Annotated in this window: 19 protein-coding genes; 9 read left to right on the forward strand and 10 right to left on the reverse strand. The window is 56.9% G+C overall.

Annotated elements, in window-relative coordinates:
- The first annotated feature begins 296 nt into the window (after nucleotides 1–296).
- Nucleotides 297–1331 carry a zinc-binding metallopeptidase family protein gene (locus tag PSR63_RS01075; RefSeq protein ID WP_274329988.1) on the forward strand — a complete coding sequence of 345 codons (1035 nt, stop codon included), beginning with the start codon at nucleotides 297–299 and terminating at the stop codon, nucleotides 1329–1331.
- Here the strand turns inward: PSR63_RS01075 and PSR63_RS01080 are convergent.
- Nucleotides 1301–2296 (reverse strand): DUF4261 domain-containing protein, encoded by a 996-nt coding sequence (locus tag PSR63_RS01080; protein WP_274329989.1) that lies wholly within the window; start codon nucleotides 2294–2296, stop codon nucleotides 1301–1303. The genes PSR63_RS01075 and PSR63_RS01080 overlap by 31 nt on opposite strands.
- A gap of 195 nt (nucleotides 2297–2491) precedes the next feature.
- Between PSR63_RS01080 and PSR63_RS01085 the strand changes: the two genes are divergently transcribed.
- A complete protein-coding gene (locus tag PSR63_RS01085) occupies nucleotides 2492–3217 on the forward strand; it encodes an MBL fold metallo-hydrolase (protein WP_274329991.1) in 726 nt (241 codons plus the stop codon).
- 35 nt (nucleotides 3218–3252) lie between these two features.
- On the opposite strand, the gene PSR63_RS01090 is transcribed toward PSR63_RS01085, so the two are convergent.
- Nucleotides 3253–4041, reverse strand: a complete 789-nt coding sequence (locus PSR63_RS01090) for a TIGR02594 family protein (RefSeq protein ID WP_274329993.1) — start codon at nucleotides 4039–4041, stop codon at nucleotides 3253–3255.
- Between the two features lie 251 nt (nucleotides 4042–4292).
- A complete protein-coding gene (locus PSR63_RS01095) occupies nucleotides 4293–4853 on the reverse strand; it encodes a PSP1 C-terminal domain-containing protein (RefSeq protein WP_274329995.1) in 561 nt (186 codons plus the stop codon).
- 151 nt (nucleotides 4854–5004) lie between these two features.
- Here PSR63_RS01095 and bioB point away from each other — a divergent pair, with 151 nt between their 5' ends.
- Nucleotides 5005–6030 carry a biotin synthase BioB gene (gene bioB / locus PSR63_RS01100; protein ID WP_274329996.1) on the forward strand — a complete coding sequence of 342 codons (1026 nt, stop codon included), beginning with the start codon at nucleotides 5005–5007 and terminating at the stop codon, nucleotides 6028–6030.
- A gap of 229 nt (nucleotides 6031–6259) precedes the next feature.
- Here bioB and PSR63_RS01105 read toward each other — a convergent pair whose 3' ends face one another.
- The 4 genes from PSR63_RS01105 to PSR63_RS01120 all read right to left on the reverse strand — a co-directional run bounded on the left by PSR63_RS01105 (nucleotide 6260) and on the right by PSR63_RS01120 (nucleotide 11376).
- Nucleotides 6260–7279 carry a hypothetical protein gene (locus PSR63_RS01105; RefSeq protein ID WP_274329998.1) on the reverse strand — a complete coding sequence of 340 codons (1020 nt, stop codon included), beginning with the start codon at nucleotides 7277–7279 and terminating at the stop codon, nucleotides 6260–6262.
- A gap of 127 nt (nucleotides 7280–7406) precedes the next feature.
- Nucleotides 7407–8003 (reverse strand): 3-isopropylmalate dehydratase small subunit, encoded by a 597-nt coding sequence (leuD, locus tag PSR63_RS01110; protein ID WP_274330000.1) that lies wholly within the window; start codon nucleotides 8001–8003, stop codon nucleotides 7407–7409.
- A gap of 49 nt (nucleotides 8004–8052) precedes the next feature.
- Entirely contained in the window at nucleotides 8053–9468 is a 1416-nt protein-coding gene (leuC, locus tag PSR63_RS01115) for a 3-isopropylmalate dehydratase large subunit (RefSeq protein ID WP_274330001.1), read from the reverse strand.
- A 204-nt stretch (nucleotides 9469–9672) separates the two neighbouring features.
- Nucleotides 9673–11376: a serine/threonine protein kinase gene (locus PSR63_RS01120; RefSeq protein WP_274330002.1), complete on the reverse strand. Its 1704-nt coding sequence runs from the start codon at nucleotides 11374–11376 to the stop codon at nucleotides 9673–9675.
- Between the two features lie 275 nt (nucleotides 11377–11651).
- On the opposite strand from PSR63_RS01120, the gene PSR63_RS01125 reads away from it, so the two are divergent.
- The 4 genes from PSR63_RS01125 to PSR63_RS01140 all read left to right on the forward strand — a co-directional run bounded on the left by PSR63_RS01125 (nucleotide 11652) and on the right by PSR63_RS01140 (nucleotide 15391).
- Nucleotides 11652–12989 (forward strand): nucleotide sugar dehydrogenase, encoded by a 1338-nt coding sequence (locus tag PSR63_RS01125; protein ID WP_274330003.1) that lies wholly within the window; start codon nucleotides 11652–11654, stop codon nucleotides 12987–12989.
- Nucleotides 12990–13004: 15 nt separating this feature from the next.
- Entirely contained in the window at nucleotides 13005–13529 is a 525-nt protein-coding gene (locus PSR63_RS01130) for a hypothetical protein (RefSeq protein WP_274330005.1), read from the forward strand.
- Nucleotides 13530–13712: 183 nt separating this feature from the next.
- A complete protein-coding gene (locus PSR63_RS01135) occupies nucleotides 13713–14255 on the forward strand; it encodes a hypothetical protein (RefSeq protein WP_274330007.1) in 543 nt (180 codons plus the stop codon).
- A gap of 71 nt (nucleotides 14256–14326) precedes the next feature.
- The gene (locus tag PSR63_RS01140; RefSeq protein ID WP_274330009.1) at nucleotides 14327–15391 is read left to right on the forward strand and encodes a hypothetical protein; all 1065 of its coding nucleotides are present in this window, start codon (nucleotides 14327–14329) and stop codon (nucleotides 15389–15391) included.
- Nucleotides 15392–15399: 8 nt separating this feature from the next.
- Here the strand turns inward: PSR63_RS01140 and PSR63_RS01145 are convergent, their stop codons facing one another.
- Nucleotides 15400–15948: a hypothetical protein gene (locus PSR63_RS01145; RefSeq protein WP_274330011.1), complete on the reverse strand. Its 549-nt coding sequence runs from the start codon at nucleotides 15946–15948 to the stop codon at nucleotides 15400–15402.
- 374 nt (nucleotides 15949–16322) lie between these two features.
- On the opposite strand from PSR63_RS01145, the gene PSR63_RS01150 reads away from it, so the two are divergent.
- Nucleotides 16323–17333: a ketoacyl-ACP synthase III gene (locus tag PSR63_RS01150; protein WP_274330013.1), complete on the forward strand. Its 1011-nt coding sequence runs from the start codon at nucleotides 16323–16325 to the stop codon at nucleotides 17331–17333.
- A 35-nt stretch (nucleotides 17334–17368) separates the two neighbouring features.
- Nucleotides 17369–17923: a YqgE/AlgH family protein gene (locus PSR63_RS01155; RefSeq protein WP_274330014.1), complete on the forward strand. Its 555-nt coding sequence runs from the start codon at nucleotides 17369–17371 to the stop codon at nucleotides 17921–17923.
- A 101-nt stretch (nucleotides 17924–18024) separates the two neighbouring features.
- Here the strand turns inward: PSR63_RS01155 and PSR63_RS01160 are convergent, their stop codons facing one another.
- Both PSR63_RS01160 and PSR63_RS01165 read right to left on the reverse strand, forming a co-directional pair.
- On the reverse strand, nucleotides 18025–18702 hold the full coding sequence (locus PSR63_RS01160) for a hypothetical protein (RefSeq protein WP_274330015.1): 678 nt from the start codon (nucleotides 18700–18702) through the stop codon (nucleotides 18025–18027).
- A gap of 486 nt (nucleotides 18703–19188) precedes the next feature.
- On the reverse strand, nucleotides 19189–20292 hold the full coding sequence (locus tag PSR63_RS01165; RefSeq protein ID WP_274330017.1) for a M24 family metallopeptidase: 1104 nt from the start codon (nucleotides 20290–20292) through the stop codon (nucleotides 19189–19191).
- Nucleotides 20293–20349 lie beyond the last annotated feature (57 nt).

Here is a 20349-nt window from a genome sequence, read left to right on the forward strand (position 1 = left end):
TAAGGCAGGCCTAATCTTCCCGTCCAAGAACCGGAAATCCTATCAGATTCACCTGATTTTGGGGTAGGGGACCCGCCCTTACATTCACAAATCCGCAGGAAAGGGGCAGGGAATTCTCAAATCGATAATCCCCTGAACCCCGCATTTCGCCAGGAGGGACCCCATCCGGGGAGGTCCGCACGATCCATGGCAGGGCAGAAATAGCATGCCCCGGCCGAATATCGGCCCGGCAATTGCACTATGATCGGTTCAACTTTCCGACCATTTACCCATATCAACACTCAGGCCATCCTCCAATGCAAACCTTTCGCTGCCAATGCGGACATAAGTTGTTCTTTGGAAGCTCTTTCTGTGTTTCTTGTCACGAGACCGTCGGCATGTGCCCCACTTGCCGCCAGGTGACCGCGTTAAAGTCGCTGGGTGATGACACCTGGCAGTGCACCAACCAGACGTGCGGACAGCAGGTGAAACTCTGCCGAAATCGCGTCGACCACAAGGCCTGCAACTGTACCGTCGCCATCGAAGAGAATGACCAGGTGCTCTGCACCTATTGTCGCTTGAACCAGGTCATCCCCGATCTGTCGATCGACGGCAACCTGGTGAAGTGGCGTCGCCTGGAAGCCGCCAAACGACGTGCACTGTATGGCGTCGAATCGAATGGCTTACCGATCGGCGATCCGAGCCGCAATGACTTCTTGCCCCTCAAGTTTGAGTTCAAAGAAGATGACCCGCATCCCGTTTCGACTGGGCACGCGTCTGGCCTGATCACGATCAATCTGAAAGAAGCCGATAGCGTCAAGCGAGAACAAACGCGAGTCGAGTTCGGCGAACCCCAACGTACGCTCGTCGGCCATTTCCGGCACGAACTGGGGCACTACTACTGGGACATGCTGGTCGAGCCTGCCAAGTTGGAGGCGTTTCGCCAACTATTTGGTAATGAACAAGACCCAACCTATGCCGACGCACAGACCGCATACTATGCAAACGGCCCCAAGCCCAATTGGCAATCGCAGTACATTTCGGCGTACGCCAGTATGCATCCATGGGAGGACTTCGCCGAGAGCTTTGCGTCGTACCTGGACATGACCTCGATTGTCAGCACGGCCCAGTCGTTTCCGCGGATCAACGCCAATGTTCCGCCGGATGATTTCGACGCTTGGCTGAAAGTCTATCGCGAGATCGGTGTGATGGCCAATGAGTTCAACCGCGACATCGGCCTGTTAGATCTTGTGCCGGAAGTCTTCAATAAGCCGGTGATCGAGAAGCTACGATTCATGCACGACTTGAAGGATATCCGCGTTCAGTCGCCGGAAGGGTCTTCGTCGGCTTGATCCTCTGCGGATGGATCTTCTTCGGCTCGACCGGAAGTCTGCACAATCTTCGGCACGTCATGATCGTCCATCGGAACGAAACGAAGCGTTTCGCGCGGGGGATCGCAGATGCCGTTCTCGAATTGGATGGCCGCCCAGCGGAGATCGCCTGGGCCATCCATCGTTTCGCCATCGTTGATGATCGCCCCACTTTGGATGAGGTAATTCGAGGCGTTCCGCAGGAAGTTGGCGACCTCGTTCACCTCGTAGTCATCCACAACGAAGCAGGCTTCGATATCGGGAATCTCCAACTGCCAGTTGCCCACTGTATCCATCAACGCCCAGGTCTCGTCAATGTTGAACAGGCGAACATTGGACCAGACATCCAGCGGCAACAGTTCATTGGCCCAGCCATAGTTCAAGCTGGAACGGAAGCCGTCTTCGTCCAACAAGACCTCGCCGTTGGGATTGAAGTAGCATAGCGCCCCATCCAGGCTGAGCAGAGCCTGGACGATCTTCATACTGAATTGCAGTTCAGCGATCGGGTCGTATTCTTCCGGCATGCACTTGGCATCTTCCCCTTTGCCAATGACGTAGCTGGTGCGTAGCCGCAGAAATGCTTTATGGCGGTCGATCACCTCGGGGCCTTCCTTCCAGGCCCAACACTGCTGCGCCGCACGCTCGAGTCCACCAGGATACGCAAAGGGGCCGAAGTGCCCCATCGACCATGCTCCGAAGACCATGAACTCTTTCTGGGGGTCTCCCATATCATCGGGCCACTCATGATCAACCGTATCGACGGTGACCGTTCCGCCCGTTTCTTCGTCGAACATGACCAAGGCACTAGGGCCTCCCATGGCCCACTCTTCGCTTTCTTCACGAGTCCCCAGCACCTCGAAGTCGCTCAAAGCCAACGTGACCTCTTCAATCGAGATCGGTCGTTCGAGCAGCACGCAAACCCCTTGCGTGAAGATTCCCTTGGCCATGGCAGGTGCCTCAGTGGTGCTTAAATCGCGAAAATGCGCTGCGACGCCAAGCATACGCCTATAGCGCAAGATCGTCAAACCGTAGCGAGTGTCGCCCAATGTCAAGAAGCCAGAGAAACAAGCTTCCCACGGATTTAGGCATGTGGGATAACAAGCCTGGCACACCCATTCACTCACAGAACGACGAGAGCCCCCATGGTCAACATCACCGAAATCGCCCCAGACCTGTTTCGACTATCGGTGTTCGTTCCCGAGTTGAACATGCAGTTCAACCACTTTCTTGTGCGAGACGACCAGCCCTTGCTGTTTCACACTGGGTTGAAGGGCATGTTTCCGGCACTTCACGAGGCCGTTTCAAAGATCATCGACCCGAAGTCGCTGCGTTACATCGCCTGGAGCCATTTCGAGTCGGACGAGTGCGGGGCGCTCAACGAGTGGCTGAAGGTCGCCCCCCACGCCGAGCCTGTCTGCACGTTGGTTGGCAAACTCGTGAGCGTCGACGACTTTTCCGATCGTCCGGCCAAGGGAATGACACCGGACGATGTACTGACAACGGGCAAGTATCATTACCGGTTCTATCCATCGCCCCACATCCCGCATGGATGGGACGCCGGCGTGCTGTTTGAAGAGACGACCAAGACGCTCTTCTGCTCCGATCTGTTTCACCACTTTGGTGATACTCAGCCGCTGACCACCGACTCCCTGATCGAGCCAACGCAGCAAGGAATGCAATTGCTTCAGCAAGGCCCACTGGCCGGGTACATGCCGTACACTTCGCAGACCGAGGGTGTCCTGCGGAAACTGGCCGACCTAAAGCCTGAAACCTTAGCCGTGATGCACGGTTCTTCGTATCAAGGAGCAGGGGACCAGTTGCTGCATGACTTGGCCGGTGTCATCAAGGCGACCTTCGACCAACCTTGAGCCGCGTTCATTTCCCGTTGGCTGGCCACGAACGACTAGTTCGTGCGCGGCATACGGTAGGCTACGACGGAACTGGGATTGATGCGTTGGTACGAAACGCAGTCGGGTCCCTTGCCGTGCTCCGGCTTTTGATTGCCGCCCAACATCTTGAATTGACCGTCTACCTCGTCGACAAATGCAACGTGGTTCCAACTGCTCGTCTTCAAGACGATGATTGCGCCGTAGCAGGGGCCATCGACCGGGACGCCCCAGTTCTTCCAGCTCATCGCCAGAGCGTTCTGCGTTCCCTGAATCCCAACCTGGGCCATGCACCAATTAACGAAGGCCGAGCACCATTTGAAGCCTTCGTCACCGTTGCTTTCCATGTACTTCGTTTTATTCGCAGTACTGTAAAGATGCGGGCACGTAAGGGAGTACGTCATGATCTTGCGTGTCGCGCCCTTGCCAGGCGTTTCGGCAATGCCAAGGCGAAGTTCCTGGCGAGCAACTTCCATCCACGGAGCTTCCGCCGTTTGCGAAAAGGACCGGGCAAAGTCCGCGTACATCGCAGCCCCGGCACTCACGGCTTTACCAACGCGTGAAGCCGCTTGAGCAACAACATGCGGCGACTTCGCTCGTGGGTTGGCTCGCTCCTTCATCACCTCGTCGCGGATCTCCAGCCAACGCCAGCACAACACCTGGTCGCGTCGGGGATCTAGTTTGCGTCGCACGTTCGTTTCATTGAAGAAGCGTTGGTTGGCTTCCTGATTGATCGAGTCTTTGGTCGACTTCGGAAGTCTGCGGAATTGCTTGGCGTAAATGGTGGGCACGTAGCGCTTGGTCATGGATCTCTCCGGTTCGTTTATGGGGGGGGCGCTACGAACGGACAATTGGGCAGCCTGATCTCGCAGCATGTTTCAGTGAGGGTGCCAGATACGTGCCCGTTATCCCGGAATCACCCGAACCGTTGCCCACAAAAATCAAATCAGACGAAGAAATCCGATTTCATGCAGATCGCTGTCCAAAACATGGTCAAGCTGGGCCATTTTGCGACCACAAGAAATTCGAATGAGCAGACCTGGAAAGATAGGCAAGGCTACTTCTTGCACGCCCCAGCGATTGCGCAGCTCGTGCAAGAGTCGCCGCAGCCGCCTGCTTTTTCCTCGGTACCGCAGCCAGGGCCGCAGCCGGTCTCGAGCAGATCGGAGAACTGGCTGATCCCAGCGGCCGCATTGTAGGTCTCGGCCAGGCGATGGGTCAGCTCGGCGACTTCCTCCGGGACATCGCCCAGAAAGTAGAAATAGAGCGAGCCCCCGTCGAAAAGCTGTTCGACCTCAAGCAGGGGAATATGGATGCCGCGCTCGGTCAGTTCTTTCTCGCAGGCCGCGAAAGCTTCCTGACGATTGCGTTCCAAGCGAGCGAGGATCAGGTCGTCTTCCACGGTCACACCGCGGACGATGGAGCCGTCCGAGTCGTTTTCCTCCGACTCGCCGGCCGGACCGAGGATTTCTCCCACTTCCAGCCCGCGTGAGGTGCGACAAATGACGCGCATACCGCGACCATAGGCGATCGCATCGACCGATGTGAACCTTCCGACATGCCCCAGCACGCTGACGCGAACGAAATGATGACGCCCAATGGCGGTTTCTTGTACCAAAATGGTCTCCTTACCCCCATTTTCACCGATCGCCGCACAGTTGCCAAGTGTCGACAGCCACTGACCTTACAATTGACCGCCAACCGATTTAGAATGGGCAGCTGGCCTAAACGGCCCAATCAGCTTTCCCACTCGACCGTTAAAGAAGAGAATGCCGCCGATGTCAATGTCGACGCTATCGTGGTCCGCCTTGGCCGAAGAAGTCTTGCGTGGTCATCAATTGACCGTGGAAGAAGGTCTTTCGATCCTCCATTCGTCCGACGACGAGCTGCTGGACGTGATGTCCGCCGCGTTCAAGATACGCCGCCAACACTTCGGCAAAACGGTCCAGCTGTACCAGCTGATGAACGCCAAGAGCGGTCTTTGCCCGGAAGATTGCGGCTACTGTTCCCAGTCGAAAGTCTCCGACGCGGAAATCCCCAAGTACAACTTCCTCAGCCGCGACAAGCTGATGGAAGGGGCCAAGGTCGCTGCCGAGCGCGACGTGAAGACCTACTGTATCGTGATTTCTGCTCGCGGTCCTAACGAACGCGAGATGAAGGCCGTCGAGACGATCGTGCCCGAGATCAAGGAAAAGTACGACCTGAAGATCTGCGCTTGCCTGGGCCTGTTGAGCCCTGAACAGGCCGATCGTCTGAAGGCCTGCGGTGTTGATCGCGTGAATCACAACGTGAACACCAGTGCCGAGTATTACCAGAAGATTTGCTCGACGCACACCTACGAAGACCGCATCGATACGCTCAACGCGGTGAAGAACGCTGGTCTGGAAATGTGCAGCGGCGGTATCGTCGGCATGGGCGAGTCGGACGAAGACGTTGTGAAGATGGCCCTCGAGCTACGTGACCTGGGTGTCCACTCGATCCCGGTCAACTTCCTGAACCCAATCGACGGCACACCGCTGCAGGGCCTGGGCAAAGACCTGAGCCCACGTCAGTGTCTGCGAATTCTGGCCGTCTATCGTTTCGCCAACCCAAGTGCCGAACTACGCATCGCTGGCGGACGCGAGATTCACCTGCGGAGCCTACAACCGCTGGGGCTATACGCGGCGAACTCGCTCTTCCTGGGCGACTACCTCACCACGCCAGGGCAGACCGCCGAAGACGACTACAAGATGCTCGAAGACCTCGGCTTCACGGTCACCAAGACCGAAGAAGTCTCGGTGGGCTCGGCCAAATAGATTGCGGCTCGAAAGCGTCGCCCGACCTCTTACGCCCTGAAAGGGCAGCCGAATGTAGCCAGGGGCGTCAGCCCCTGGTAGGCGGTTCCTAAAACCGAAAGCCCTGGAAGGGCGACCGAAATTGACTTGGTAAGTTTCGGTCGCCCTTCCGGGGCTTTGTTATTTCTACGCGAACGTTTCCAGGGGCTGACGCCCCTGGCTACATTCGATCGCCCCTCCGGGGCTTTGATTACAACCCTTCGCCGATCTTCAGCAGCTTGCCAGTCGCTGGCGTCTTGCTTTCGTCTTTGCCATCGCCGTTACCAAAAACAGTGATGAACAGTTCGCCGTCATCGTTGAAGGCCAACGCGGTCGGCTGGTCGAGTTCGATCAGCTTCGTTGCTTTCACGACCTGCTTGCCATCGCGGCGAACGGCGTCCAGGCGATAGAGACCGCCTTGCTTCGGATCGGCCCAGCTGTAATCGACCCCGTACAGTCGTCCCGTCTTGGGGCTGTAAGCCAGGCCCACCAGGTCGAACATCTCAGCCGGCAAGCTCAGCAGCAGGCTCTTTGACTTCTGATCGTAGAAGGTCAACAGGCTGTCTTTCTGATCGTTGATTTCCCCCATCTGACCTACCACAACCTCTCGTCGCGGGCTGATGGTAATCGCGGCCGGGGCATCGACATCAACACTCTCTTTAGTGGCAATAAAACGCTCGAGCTTACCAAGCTCGTCTTTCTCCAGGGTCACGCGAGCAACCCAGCCCTTCTTATCGTCGCCGTTGGCCGTGGTGTAGATATCGCTGGCATCGACGGCCACGGCGTAGAAGTTTCCTTCGCCAGGCACATCCCCTTCAGCGGCAAGTGGATTGGTCTTCTTACCGGCATCGGCCGAAAGAGCGTCCTTTCCGGTCTCGGGCACATCATAGACGCGAACGACTTCTTCGCCATCTTTCAGACTACCATCGCCAACGACCAAGCGACTCTTGTCGAGAAACGCGAGCCCTAGCGGACCAATCTGATAGACAGGTCCTTTGCCGTATTCATCCGCCGGAAAATCTTTCACGACGACTTCTGCTTTGCCATCGACGACACGAATGATCTGCGAAGCGGCAGTTTCGGCAATGAAGACCGTACCCGTTTCTGGCTGGATGGCGACACCACTGGGACATTTCAGCCCATCGAGAATCACCTCAGGCTTGATCTGTGCTTGCGCGGAAGCAACCAGGAAAAGAACCAAAGCACACGGCAGGGCAACTCGGTGAAGCATGACAGTCCTCGATCTCGTGTTCAGGAAGCGACTTAGCCGTATAGTTTGGCTGACTAACCGTCTATTTCCAACCGGTGGCGCATAAAAAAGGCGAACCGTAGTTCGCCTTCAGAATGCTATCGGTCACTTACGCACCAATACCATTGGCTTGCTCGTAAGCCGCGATCTTGTCTTCCAGCTCCAGCGTGCTGGCGATGTCGTCCAGGCCTTTGAGCAGCTTGTGACGGCGATGCTCGTCGACATCGAACGAAACCTCAAGCCCGTGGGCATCGGAGATCGTCTTTGCTTCCAGGTCGACGGTCAGCTTGTAACCGGGGTGCTTAGCAAATCGCTGGAAGAACTCTTCGACTTGTTCTTCGCTCAGAGCGATCGGCAGCACGCCGTTCTTGAAGCAGTTGTTGTAGAAGATGTCGGCGAAGCTTGGTGCGATCACCGCGCGAATGCCGTAGTCGTCGATCGCCCAGACGGCGTGTTCGCGGCTGGAACCGCTACCGAAGTTACGGCGCGTGACGAGAATTGAAGCCCCGGCAACGCTGGGGTGATTCAACTCGAACTCCGGATGGAGTTGGCCATCGTCCATGAAACGCCAATCGAAGAACAGAAACTGACCGAAGCCGGTTCGCTCGATACGCTTCAAGAACTGCTTGGGAATGATCTGATCGGTATCCACGTTGGCCCGATCCATGACGGCAACAACGCCGGTCTCTTTAACGAATGGTTGCATGGTCTTGTATTCAAAAAGAGGGTTGATCGTTAGCTGAAGGATCGAGGGCTTACTTGAAGTCCCACGTACGAACGTCGACGAAATGCCCGGCGACACCGGCCGCGGCAGCCATTTCGGGGCTCACCAGGTGGGTGCGGCCACCACGTCCCTGACGTCCTTCAAAGTTGCGGTTACTGGTCGAAGCACAACGCTCGCCTGGTTCCAGCTTGTCGGGGTTCATCGCCAGGCACATGCTGCAACCAGCTTCCCGCCATTCAAATCCAGCTTCGATAAAGATCTTGTCGAGACCTTCTTCCTGGGCCTGCAGGCGAACCTGACCACTACCCGGCACCACCATCGCGTGCACGTGATCGGCCTTCTTATGTCCCTTGACGACACTCGCAGCGGCACGCAGGTCTTCGATACGGCCGTTGGTGCACGAACCGATGAAGACGCGATTGATGTCGACTTCCGACATGGGCTGGCCTGCTTTGAGGTCCATGTATTCCAAAGCCAACTCGGTCGAGCGGCGTTCGGTTGCGTCGGCGAAATCACCGGGGGCCGGAATCGGCTTGTCGACGGCACAAACCTGACCTGGGTTGGTTCCCCATGTCACTTGCGGAGCGATATCCTTGGCGGCGAATTCAAGTACCTTGTCGTACTTCGCACCAGGGTCCGAAGGAAGATTCTTCCAACGCTCGATCGCTGCTTCGATATCCTTGGGGGCGAACTCGCGGCCGCGGATGTACTCGAAGGTCGTTTCGTCAGGAGCGATCATACCGGCACGGGCACCAGCTTCGATCGACATGTTACAGACGGTCATCCGCTGTTCCATGGTCAGGTTGCGAACGGCTTCGCCTGTGTATTCCAGGACGTAACCGGTACCGCCGGCGGTGGTCAGATGACCGATCAAATACAGCACCAGGTCCTTCGCCGTCACACCGCGGGCCAACGTGCCGTTGACGCGGAGCTCCATCGTCTTGGGCGCGGTTTGCAGCAGCGTCTGCGTAGCGAGAACGTGCTCGACTTCGCTCGTCCCGATACCAAAAGCGAGGGCACCAAACGCACCATGCGTGGCGGTGTGGCTGTCGCCGCAGACGATCGTCATGCCGGGCTGCGTCAGCCCCAGTTCCGGGCCGATAACGTGAACAACCCCTTGCTTGACGTCATGCAGGTCGAACAGCTGAACACCGAAGTCCTGGCAGTTCTGACGCAGGGTGTCGATCTGCTGCTTCGAGATCTCGTCGACGATCGGCAGCGAACGGTCGGTGGTGGGGACGTTATGGTCAGGCGTGGCCTTGGTTAGTTCGGGGCGACGAACCTTGCGACCGGCCAGACGCAGGCCTTCAAATGCTTGAGGGCTGGTCACTTCGTGAACCAGGTGCAGGTCGATATAAAGCAGGGCCTGCTTATGAGGTTCGGCGTCGACTACGTGGTTGTCCCAGATTTTCTGGAACATAGTACGGGGGGCGTTTTCCGCGATCATTCGTCTTTCCCCTAACGGCTTTGGCTAGGTCCACTGAGAGATTCACAAGCGGGATCAGGCCCGCTCGATTTGCCGCAGCCCCCTACGGACTATATGGGGGGCAAGGCATAAGGATAGTCCAGCATTATATCTGGAAATTGTGAAAACGGGAGGGGCAGGGAACCAAGTCCCCAAGAGGGGGTCTTGGTCTGGGAGATCGACGCGTTACCCGGTGATCTTTGCGATCCGGGTTTCGTCGGTCGGCTGAGCCTCTTCCCCCGGCTGTGGGCACTCGGCGATCGTTTCGTTCTCGGTCCACCACTGCAGCGCATCAGCCTGCTGCCAGGTACCGGCAGACTCGCACTTGTCGAGAGCGTCGGCCATATCCAGGATCGACTGATACCGATCGTCTGGATCTTTCGCCAAACATCGCATGACGATCGCCTCCAGGTCGTGCGGGATCGATGGGACATGCTCAGACGGCGGCACGACGGCTTCGTGGGCGTGCGCGATGATCACTTTGATCGGCCGATCGTACTCGAACGGAGCATGGCCAGTCAGCATGAAGTAGGCCAAGATCCCAACCGAATAAATATCGCTACGGGCATCTGGCTCTCCTTCGCCAGCGGCTTGCTCAGGCGACATGAACAGCGGCGAACCGGTGATCATTCCTTCCTGCGTCAAATTGGAATCTTCGGTCGAGGCGATCGGCTTGGCCAAACCAAAGTCCAACAGTTTCGCCACGTCATAGAATCCGCCACGTTTGGCCGCGAACACGTTGGCCGGCTTGATGTCGCGGTGGATCATCCCCTGCGAGTGGGCTTCGTTGAGCGCGTCACACACTTGACGTAATAAATGAATCACGCGTCCTGGCGGCAAATGACCAAATCGATTGACCAGATCCGAAACATTCAAGCCGGGCAGGTATTCCATCACGTAATAGAACGTGCCGTCTTCGGTTCGACCATAGTCGTAAATGTCGATATTGTTCCAGTGCGAGAGCTTCGACGAAGCGTGCACCTCACGCTCGAAGCGAGCCAGCACGTTCGAGTCACCGGCCTTCTCGGGACGAATGATCTTGATCGCACAGGGGCGTTTCATCAGGTAGTGATGAGCCAAGTAGACCTCGCCCATGCCGCCAGCACCCAGACTACGGCTCAGACGGTACTGGCCCAACTGCTGCGCTTGAAACGCTTCGGTTCGCAGCACATTGATCGTGTACACGCCGAACACGGCAACGGCCCCGCAGATGATCATCTTCAGGCCGATTTCCGCGAGCATTTCCGGATTGCTGTAGATGATGTCGTAGCACATCTGGTCGGTTGCGTATTCGTACCCCATCAGCGCGAGTGGCGCGACCATCAACATTGAGATGACCACGGCCGCCCTTTGCCAGGTGTTGGGAATGAACAGGGCATAAATGAAGATCAACAGCAGCCACCCTGGTGCAGGATTCTGAAACATCCCGTACTCACGGGCACAGAGCTGCATCGAGTGATGTTGGGTCATCAGCAAAAACAGCGCCGGCATCCCGAAGGTGACGATCTCCTGCGAGCGGAGCAGGCCCTTCCGGACGTCACAGCTAGGGCACAGCAAATAGCCGGTTGTGCCCAGCAGGAAGAGAAGCCCGGCGTGAACGCTCAGCAAAATAGGGCTCTTCTCGGCGACATTGGTGCCCCAGAAAAACTCGTAGGCATGCCATACGAAATAGACGGCAAAAATGCCGAACATGACAAATGTGGCAACCCTCAAACGCAGCCGAAGCAGCGACTGGGTGACACGCGAGAAGTGGGGACTGGACGATCCTTCGACCAACGCAATGTGCGGCGAGGAGGAAGAAGTCGTCTTCTCTACGCCAGAATCGCTGGGCGCAACGACGGTCTCCTCAAAATGCCGATCCATCGAGTTTGGGGGAGTCGAGTTAGTCATACACTAATTTAGAAAGCCTCTCGCAATTCTAGCGGAGCATCCGTCCGTCGATTTATATTAACGTGTTCGATATCAATAGGCGAATCTTAATCTAACTCGCGATCTCGGTTTTCTGATTGCCGCAACCGACAATGGAACATCAACCTGCGGAAATCACAAAACACAACCCTTGACCCAATGCTAACGGAACCGAATCCTCCATCGAAGAGCAACGGCTACCCAGTTGGTTCCTGATCCTATTCCTTTTAGTAACGCTTACTCGAAAAGACACGCCGATGGCTGAAAATGTTCTGGATTCGTACAAATCTCTCCGCCAGAAGCTCTCCGATCAGTCTGCCGTGGTGGGTGTCATCGGAATGGGGTATGTCGGCCTACCGCTGGTAAAAACGTTTGCCGACTGTGGTTTCCGTTGCCTTGGCTTCGATACTGATCCTAGCAAAGTCGAAAAACTTCACCGTGGTGAAAGCTACATAAAGCACATTGCCAGCGAGTGGATTGCCTCAAATGTTAAAATGGGGCGTTTCTCTGCGACGTGCGATACCGATCGCATGGCCGAGGCCGACGTCCTGCTGATTTGCGTGCCGACCCCGCTGGACGGCTCGCGCGACCCCGATCTGAAGTATGTCGAGCTAACCGCAAAGGCCATCAGTAAGTCACTACGCAAGGGACAGCTCGTGGTTCTCGAAAGCACGACTTACCCTGGTACGACGCGGGAAGTGGTGGTTCCGATTCTGCAAAAGAGCGGCCTGCAAGCCGGCATCGACTTCTTCGTCGCCTACAGCCCCGAGCGTGAAGACCCAGGCAACCCTCAGTTTTCCGCGGCCAACATCCCCAAGGTGGTTGGAGGGCTCGAATACCACAGCCGCATGCTGGCCTGCGAGTTGTACGAAAAGGCGATCGTCGAGATCATCCCGGTCAGTAGCCTGGAAGTGGCCGAGGCCTGTAAGATCCTGGAGAACACCTACCGAGCGGTGAACATCGCCCTGGTGAACGAACTGAAGGTGCTGTTCGATCGCATGGATATCGACCTGTGGGAAGTGATCGAAGCGGCGAAGACCAAGCCATTCGGCTTTCAGGCCTTTTACCCGGGCCCAGGCCTGGGCGGGCACTGCATCCCGATTGATCCGTTCTACCTGAGCTGGCTGGCCCGCAAGTGGGGCATGCCGACACGTTTCATCGAACTGGCCGGCGAAATCAATACCAGCATGCCGGAGTACGTCGTCCAGAAGTTGATGCTGGCCCTGAACGACCACCAGAAGCCGATCAACGGAAGCAAGATCTTGATGCTGGGCGTCGCCTACAAGCCCAACGTCGACGACCCACGCGAAAGTCCGGCGTTTGCCATCATGGAACTTTTGGAACCGCTAGGGGCCGAGATCCAATACAACGACCCGTACATTCCCCAGCTCCCGTCGATGCGAAACTATGAGGTCTTCAAAAAGGAAAGCATCGCACTGACCGCCGAAGCATTGGCCGAAGCAGACGCCGTACTGATTGTGACCAACCACAAGGATTACGACTGGGAGTTCATCGCCAAGCACGCCAAGCTGGTGATTGATACCCGCAACGCGATGAGTGGCGTGGCCAAGCGGGATAATATTCGCAAGGCGTGATCGAAAAAGCACTCTATGGAAGATTCATCACAGAACCCGTTTACTTCGCCAATAACCCCACAGGCGAAAAAGCCGCAGATAGATCGCTATCGCGAGCTCATTCCTTTATGGATTTGGCTGGGCATCACGGTTGTTGGATCCATTGCAATTACGCCATCCGATCCGATCTCGATGCTCTTGGTACTTCTACCCAGCGTGGCTTCCTTGTGGGTTGGTTTGGGGCTCGTGACTACCAACAGCCGAGTAGTCCAAGCTGTCCTCATATTTTTAATCATCATCCCTATTGCTTGGCTCGCGATGCACATCGCTATATTTTATCCCTGGGGCGGTCCTCTATATGTGGGCGTCAACTTTTCTTTGGGAACCTTCGCCGCATGGCGTCTCGGTAATCGACGGCTGAAAGTGATTTCCTATTTCACTGTCGGCTTCGTCATTGGCTCGCCCATGATGTGTTTTGGAACGATGGCTGGAGCAATAGTCGCAACGTTGCTGGCAGTTCGCACGAGCGAACCGCCAGCAGAAGTGGCCGACAATATCTAAGCGTAGACGCTTGGTGGATCGTTCTCGTAACGTTCGGACAGCCGTGTATACTAGGCGTTAGATCTCAAATGCCTTGGTCATATCCCCCGGACTTATCTATGGCTGCTTACCTTAAGCATCGTTCGCTTATTACCGCACTGCTATGCCGAAACGCACTCGGCGGTGACCTCCCGGAATGAATCCATGAGCATCGACTACCTGGTTGCCAATGCGACCAAGCGACAATACTTCGATTCTGGTGTCGTCGGAGGAAGCGAAGGCACCACGTGGCGTTCGATTTTACGGGGCGACAGCGGCCATGCGTTGGCCTATCTTTTGTCGCTCGATCACGAACTGGGCTATCACCTCAGCCATTGGGTCGGCGACTGCTTCTTTCTGATCGGAGACAACGACGGTAGCAATGCGCCCCAGACGCTACGAGATGTGCGCCGATCGGATGACCTGTCTCCTTACTGGACTGTGAAGAACACCTTCGCGAATATTTCGTTGAACCTAATCGCCCAGGAATGCAGCCAAGCGTTCATGCTCGAGTATTACCTGGAGCGGGCTTCGAGTCATGATGACATGTTCGTCCACTTGGCCCACCTAGTTCTTTACTTGGATGCTAAACCAATCGAAGGGGCTTTCGTGCAACAATTCGGCACCGATTGGCGAAAACGCTACAACGAGATTATGAAAGACCGGCCATGGTATGCCGTCATGCCAATGCGACCCGATATGGCTTGAGCTTTACCTGCCCAATTGGTTTATACTGGCAACTACTCCCCTGCCGTCGAAAATAGAAACGGACTGTTCCTATGTCAAACAATCGTTGCCAGATTTTGCCTGTTTTCGGCCTGGTGCTTCTCGCGCTGATCTGTAGTCCGGTCGTCGCTCAGACCACCACCTACAACCAAAGCCAGAACACCTACACCTTCAAAAGCAAGCACGGCTATTTTCAGATCATGGGCAAGGCGATCAAGCGGGAAGGGGAGTACGTTTCGTTTCGGACCACCGATCGAAAAGAGATCTGGCTGCCGATGAAATACTTGAGCAGTGAGAGCCTCGCCTATCTGAAGTATCTCAGTGGAGAAGGCCCCGAGCCGTCGAGTATCGCTGCGTCGCCGATGGGGACTTCGCCCGGCGGCACGATGACCAATACCCCCAGCAACGGTTCGTCCGGCACCTCCACCGACGATGGCAGCTCGACGCCAATGGATACCAAGCCGGCCGACCCAGGCATGGGCGATCCTGAAAAGATTTACTCGCCTGGTACCGCGATCGACGTATTGGTCGATGGCACATGGTTTCCTGGCAAGGTCTTTGCCCGGCGTCCTTCCGACAATGCCTACTTCGTTTCCTACAGCATGAATGGCCGGCCGAAGTCAGCTTGGATTCCGGCAGTCGAGATTCGCCCGCAAGGGGAAGAACAGCCGATGACAGCCGATCCGACGGATGACTCCTCGGACGATACAACCTCAAGCAACCAGGGCTCGTTCGACTACAAGAACGTGAAGATCACCGCGAAGAAACCAATCGGCTACGAAGTTGGCCCAATGGACAAAGGGGACATCCTTCGCCTGCGCTACGTTTCCGGCAAATGGAAGACCTGGGGCGGCCTGGCCACGGCATCGCCGGATGACGTAATCCCGCCTGGGGGCGACAAGTGCCGCATGGGCATCTGCTCGGTCGAGTCCAACGGCGACCTGCAAAAGCTGACGCTTGTGCCTGGCGAGACCGTCAACAACCCCTTCAGTTGGACGGCTGATCGTTCCTACGAGAAGATCATTCTGCAGGTCAACGACGACGACGGCGACTTCGCCTCGAACCCCGAACGCGACGTCACCTACGCCATCTCGATGGAGCGAGCTGCTTCGCAGTAGCGGTAAGCTTAAGCCGCGCGACGTACCGGGCTGACGGTCATCGCTTCGATCTGGCTCATGCTGTACCGAGCGAAGCTCAGCTCACCCTTGTCGTCTTTCACTTCCCACAGAACGAGACTCTTCTCGTTGAGCATCCGAGGGATCCACGAGATCGACTGACGGATGCTTTCGACATCCTGGTCGGCCGAGATGATCAGCAGCTGAACATTGCGAAACGCATTCGCCACGCGGGGCAGGGCACTAGCGGCGTCGCCGGGAACGAGTTGAACTTTCGCTCCCAGGCTGTTGAGCTTCTTATGGGCGGTCTTCAGCGGCATGCCATCGCCACCAGGGCGACCTTCGAACATGTCGATGCCGAGAAACTGAATCGGGTGATCGTCGGCGTAAAGCTGGGCGAACTCAATCAACTCTTGAGCACGCTCAATCTTCCCCAAGCCAACCTCCGCGATCTTGACGACCGGAGCTTGCTGACGGATCCAAGAGTAGATTTCGCGCTGATGAACCGGCTTGGACAACCACGACTTCAGCAAATAACGAATAACACGCCCGGCAGCCAATTTTGATTCCCTTCAAAACGACGCCCATACTTTTAGTGGAAAGACACGAACGTTTTTTCGGCAGAACACACGCCCTAACCGCAGTTTTTCCGTGGCTACCTGGAAAGGGCTATTCAGCTCCCCCTAAAGCTTTAACAGATTACCTAAACCCACCTCCTCCGGTCTCCGTAAGCCAGCAAGAGCAAGTCGAATTGAGACCTTGCTACAAACCGTCCAAAGTAGGTAATTCTTCCGCCTGGGTATCGCACGTTTCCCGGAATTGATAAGCTTCGATGATCCATCGGGTGCGCTTCGGCGCTCCAGGAAGGCCGCTCTGACTGGAAGCAGCTTGTCGGCCGACTCCAGCTGTCAATTTGAAGTGAAGAGTGTCGTTTGTGAAATACGCATCCATAGGTCCCATCTCTACCTACCTTCCCCAAAAGATTGAGACCAACCAGCAACTCCAGGACGAATTTCCCAGCTGGGATATGGATCTCATCTATACGAAGACCGGGATTGCATCGCGTCATATCGCCGAGCCCGGCGAAACCGCTGCCGATTTGGGCGTGAAAGCGGCTGAGAAGCTATTTGAAGAGTATCAGATCGATCCGCAATCGATCGATTTCCTGCTCTTCTGTACGCAAACGCCCGACTATCCGCTGCCTACGTCGGCCTGCTTGATGCAGCAGCGGCTGGGCCTGCGAATCTCGTGCGGAGCGTTGGATTTCAACCTGGGCTGTTCCGGGTTCATTTACGGCCTGTCACTGGCCGAGGGGCTCATCCGTGCTGGCATTGCTCGCCGAGTCCTGTTTATCACGGCCGAGACGTACTCGAAATACATTGATCACGACGACCGCAGTCTGCGGACGATTTTCGGCGACGCGGCCGCTGCCACGCTGCTGGAAGCCAGCGATGAGCCAACGCTCGATGGCTTTCATTTCGGCACCGACGGAAGCGGAGCCGATACGCTGATGGTCACCGACGGGGGAGCCCGTCTGCCCGAAGACGCCCACAAGCCACGCCACCGGAAGCGCTGGAACAGCCGCTTGTACATGGATGGTCCGGCCTTGATCAACTTCACCGTGGGGGCCATTCCTCAGCTGGTGCAGAACATCTTCTCCGCCGCCGGGATTCCGAAATCGGACGTGGAACTCTATCTATTTCATCAGGCGACCCGTAAAATGCTGGAGCAGTTGCAGGAAGCCCTGGAGATCGAACGCGATCGCATGCCGATCGCATTAGAGACCGTTGGCAACACGGTCTCGGCGACGATTCCCCTTTTGATTCACGACTTGCGACAGCAGAATCGACTGACCAAAGGAGCCAAGCACCTTCTGGTAGGCTTTGGGGTCGGTTGGTCCTGGGGCGGATGCATCTGGCATGATCAATACGGCAACGGCGATTGACCCGTTTGTACTGACCTCGAGGAGCTACGCCAGCGATGCAATCTTTGGCCGGACAATTCCTGATTGCGTCTCCTTACCTGCCCGATCCCAATTTTCTGCGGACCGTCGTGCTGATGGTCCAGCATGACGACGAAGGGGCCCTGGGCCTGGTTCTTACCCGCCCGATCAATCTCACCGTCCAGGAAGTCTGGAAGAACGTCTCTGGCGAGAACATCGACGCCCCGGAAAGCGTGCTGCAAGGAGGCCCCGTCGAAGGTCCCTTGATGGCGATCCATCAGGAAGAGAATCTCGCCGAGCTGGAAGTCATTCCTGGCGTCTACTTCTCGAGCCAGCGCGAAAACATCGAGCCGCTGATTCGCGAAAGCCGCAACGACTTCCGCTTGTTCCTTGGCTACTCAGGCTGGGGAGCCCAGCAACTGGAAGCGGAGATGGAAGTCGGCGGTTGGCTCACCCTGCCGGCCAAGAAAGAACAGGTCTTCGAGACCGACAACGACATCCTCTGGAAAAGCGTCTCCGGCGAGGTCGGCTCGAATATCATGCGCGATTCCTTGAATCTGAAGCGCATGCCGCAAGACCCGAACATGAACTAACACGCGGGCAAGCAGATCTCCGAAAGGCAACCGCGCAGCCAACTCCGGTCCCCTCGCCCCTATGGGGAGAGGGGACCGGATTCTTGTGGCCGACGGCATTGTTATGGCGGTCCGCGTTCGTGTGCACAATCGCTTCCGGGTGCCACGCCCAAGTCTGCTTGGGCGTTTCTTTGAAGCGTTTGGCGAACGCGAGCTCGTCGCGCCGGCGTGATCAACTTCTTGGGCTCGCCATAAAGACGAACCTTCACCTGCTTCGTGCGTTGTGGACGTTCTTCGCGCGAAGACGTTTCCTTCAGGCCATGCAGTTCACGTTCTAAACGATCGATTACTTCCTGCTTCTCGCAAATCTCTCGATGCAGTTGCCGGTCGAGGGCCTGCAATCGATAGAACGTGTACGAGAACAGTCGGGCCGCTTCATAAGTGAGCGGTTCTCGCAGGGGCCGCTTGAGCCGATAGAGCTCGCGTTCACGAGCCCGCGTGGCTTCGTCGCGCTCGCGCGGCTCTCGCTGATCGAGGGAAGCAAGCCGAAGCCTGGTTGTTCGCCGGGTAGGAATCGGCGGAGGCGGATCTGCAGGGAACTCGTGCGCGGCAATCTCGGGATCGATGGAAACAGCCTGGCGGTCAGCTCCGTAGCAAGACGGCTTCTCCGGCAGGACCAGCAACACTTCCCCGCAGCAGGGGCATAGCAACCGGTTCCCATCGCGCACGGCAACCTGCGGAGCGTGGCCAGAATGGCCAGCTCCGTGTGTTTCCGGTTGTGGTGCGTGGTGATGGGACATGATGTTCGCTTGTGTGGTGAAGTTGTGTTGATAAATCGTGTGCCACTGCCGCCCTCGGCAGTGTGACGTGTGAAAGGTTTGCCCATCCCAATTGGCTGCAAGAGCACTGGCCAGTGGCACACCGAGGTTGGGATTGGCACGTGTGAAGGAGGTTGCCCGTTTAGGATGGCTACCTCTTAGCACGCCCAAGAAGACTTGGGCGTGGCACCGGGAAGCGAGAGTGCTTCGATGGATGTACGTGTAGTTTACAGGCAGAGCGCTGCACTGAGATAGTGCGCCTGGATGTTTTTGTAGGGCCCGCGTGTTGCGGGTCGCGAAGCGGGTACCAGGGAGCCGACCCGCGACACGCGGGCCCTACTTCTTATCCGCGATTATCTGCGTGATCCGCGGTGGTTCTTCTCTTTGAGAATTCGAGAGCGAGTACCAGCTTCGCCCCTCACCCTAACCCTCTCCCCGAAGGGGCGAGGGGACAGGAGGTTGGCGTTTCTAGGCCAGTTCCATTTTGAACGGCGAGAGGTTCTCGATGCCGTTCTCGGTAACCAGGTAGTCGTTTTCCAGACGCATGCCGAACTTCAGTCGAGCATCGTACAGGCCGGGCTCGCAGGTAAAGACGTCACCCACGGCGAACGTATCGTCCCAGCTGGAATTCAGGTGCGGGGCTTCGTGAGGGTAGAGCCCGATTCCGTGTCCCAGGTGATGGGGGAACTCGCCGATCGGGGCTTCCTTCAGGATGTCCTGAACTTCCAGGAACAGCTCCTTGCAGCTCTTACCGGGCTTCACAACCGATTCCAGATGGGCGAAGACCTTCATGATGTAGGTCCAGGCTTCCTGCTGCTCGTCGGTTGGCTTGCCATTCACGGCGATCGCACGGCTGTTGTCGGCGAAATAACCCCGGAAGGCTGGCCCCAGGTCGAGAATGTACAGCTCGCCATCTTCTACCTGGCGATCGCGAGCAGGGCCTCCCATCTCGCCGCTGGCATAGTCGTTGCCGGTACCAGTCAACGCTTCGCCGAACTGCATGACTGCCGCGGCCTGTAGTTGGTTGAAGACTTCCAGTTCGTTAATACCAGGGCAGATGATCTCGCGAGCCTTCTCGTACATCTTCTCGGTGCCGCTGATGGCCATGCGGATCTTGGCCAACTCGTCGGCGTCCTTCTTGCGGCGCTGACGATAGATCTCCGGCTCGACATCGACCAGCTCGGCACTGAACTGGCTCGCCACGTGAACGGGGTAGCTGGAGTACTCAACGCCGAGACGCTTGATCGAGCCTGCCTCTTTGAGGATGTCGAGGACTTTCTCGCTCGAGGCGGCTCGTTGATCGTTTCGCAGCGTGCATAGCCACTGGGCTTCGTAGGTGCGAATGTCATCCGCGGCGACCGATTCGGGGGCTTCGTTCGGGGCCACCATCGCCAGGCGGCCATCGGCAAACAGTACAGCCGCCGGGGAGAACTTAAAATCGTAGCGAGGGCCTGCCAGCCATTGGACGTGCTCGTTCTGCGTGACGACGATGGCGTCCAGCGATTGGCTTTCCAATGCGTTTAACAAGCGTTTCTGGCGACTACGGCAAGCGTCGATGTCGATTCCAAGCATGATTGTGCTCCGCTACGATGATATCAGTGAGGTGGGATGGATGCGGAGGACAACCTA

This window comes from Bremerella sp. P1 (assembly GCF_028748185.1).
Taxonomy (GTDB): domain Bacteria; phylum Planctomycetota; class Planctomycetia; order Pirellulales; family Pirellulaceae; genus Bremerella.

Bases quoted from the DNA above. Each gene is read 5' to 3' on its own strand.
- PSR63_RS01160 (WP_274330015.1), bottom strand. From the start codon at position 18,702: ATGTCCCATCACCACGCACCACAACCGGAAACACACGGAGCTGGCCAT.
- PSR63_RS01130 (WP_274330005.1), top strand. From the start codon at position 13,005: ATGGAAGATTCATCACAGAACCCGTTTACTTCGCCAATAACCCCACAG.
- PSR63_RS01135 (WP_274330007.1), top strand. From the start codon at position 13,713: ATGAGCATCGACTACCTGGTTGCCAATGCGACCAAGCGACAATACTTC.
- PSR63_RS01140 (WP_274330009.1), top strand. From the start codon at position 14,327: ATGTCAAACAATCGTTGCCAGATTTTGCCTGTTTTCGGCCTGGTGCTT.
- PSR63_RS01155 (WP_274330014.1), top strand. From the start codon at position 17,369: ATGCAATCTTTGGCCGGACAATTCCTGATTGCGTCTCCTTACCTGCCC.
- PSR63_RS01125 (WP_274330003.1), top strand. From the start codon at position 11,652: ATGGCTGAAAATGTTCTGGATTCGTACAAATCTCTCCGCCAGAAGCTC.
- PSR63_RS01165 (WP_274330017.1), bottom strand. From the start codon at position 20,292: ATGCTTGGAATCGACATCGACGCTTGCCGTAGTCGCCAGAAACGCTTG.
- PSR63_RS01080 (WP_274329989.1), bottom strand. From the start codon at position 2,296: ATGGCCAAGGGAATCTTCACGCAAGGGGTTTGCGTGCTGCTCGAACGA.
- bioB (WP_274329996.1), top strand. From the start codon at position 5,005: ATGCCGCCGATGTCAATGTCGACGCTATCGTGGTCCGCCTTGGCCGAA.
- leuD (WP_274330000.1), bottom strand. From the start codon at position 8,003: ATGCAACCATTCGTTAAAGAGACCGGCGTTGTTGCCGTCATGGATCGG.
- leuC (WP_274330001.1), bottom strand. From the start codon at position 9,468: ATGATCGCGGAAAACGCCCCCCGTACTATGTTCCAGAAAATCTGGGAC.
- PSR63_RS01075 (WP_274329988.1), top strand. From the start codon at position 297: ATGCAAACCTTTCGCTGCCAATGCGGACATAAGTTGTTCTTTGGAAGC.
- PSR63_RS01085 (WP_274329991.1), top strand. From the start codon at position 2,492: ATGGTCAACATCACCGAAATCGCCCCAGACCTGTTTCGACTATCGGTG.
- PSR63_RS01105 (WP_274329998.1), bottom strand. From the start codon at position 7,279: ATGCTTCACCGAGTTGCCCTGCCGTGTGCTTTGGTTCTTTTCCTGGTT.
- PSR63_RS01090 (WP_274329993.1), bottom strand. From the start codon at position 4,041: ATGACCAAGCGCTACGTGCCCACCATTTACGCCAAGCAATTCCGCAGA.
- PSR63_RS01120 (WP_274330002.1), bottom strand. From the start codon at position 11,376: ATGACTAACTCGACTCCCCCAAACTCGATGGATCGGCATTTTGAGGAG.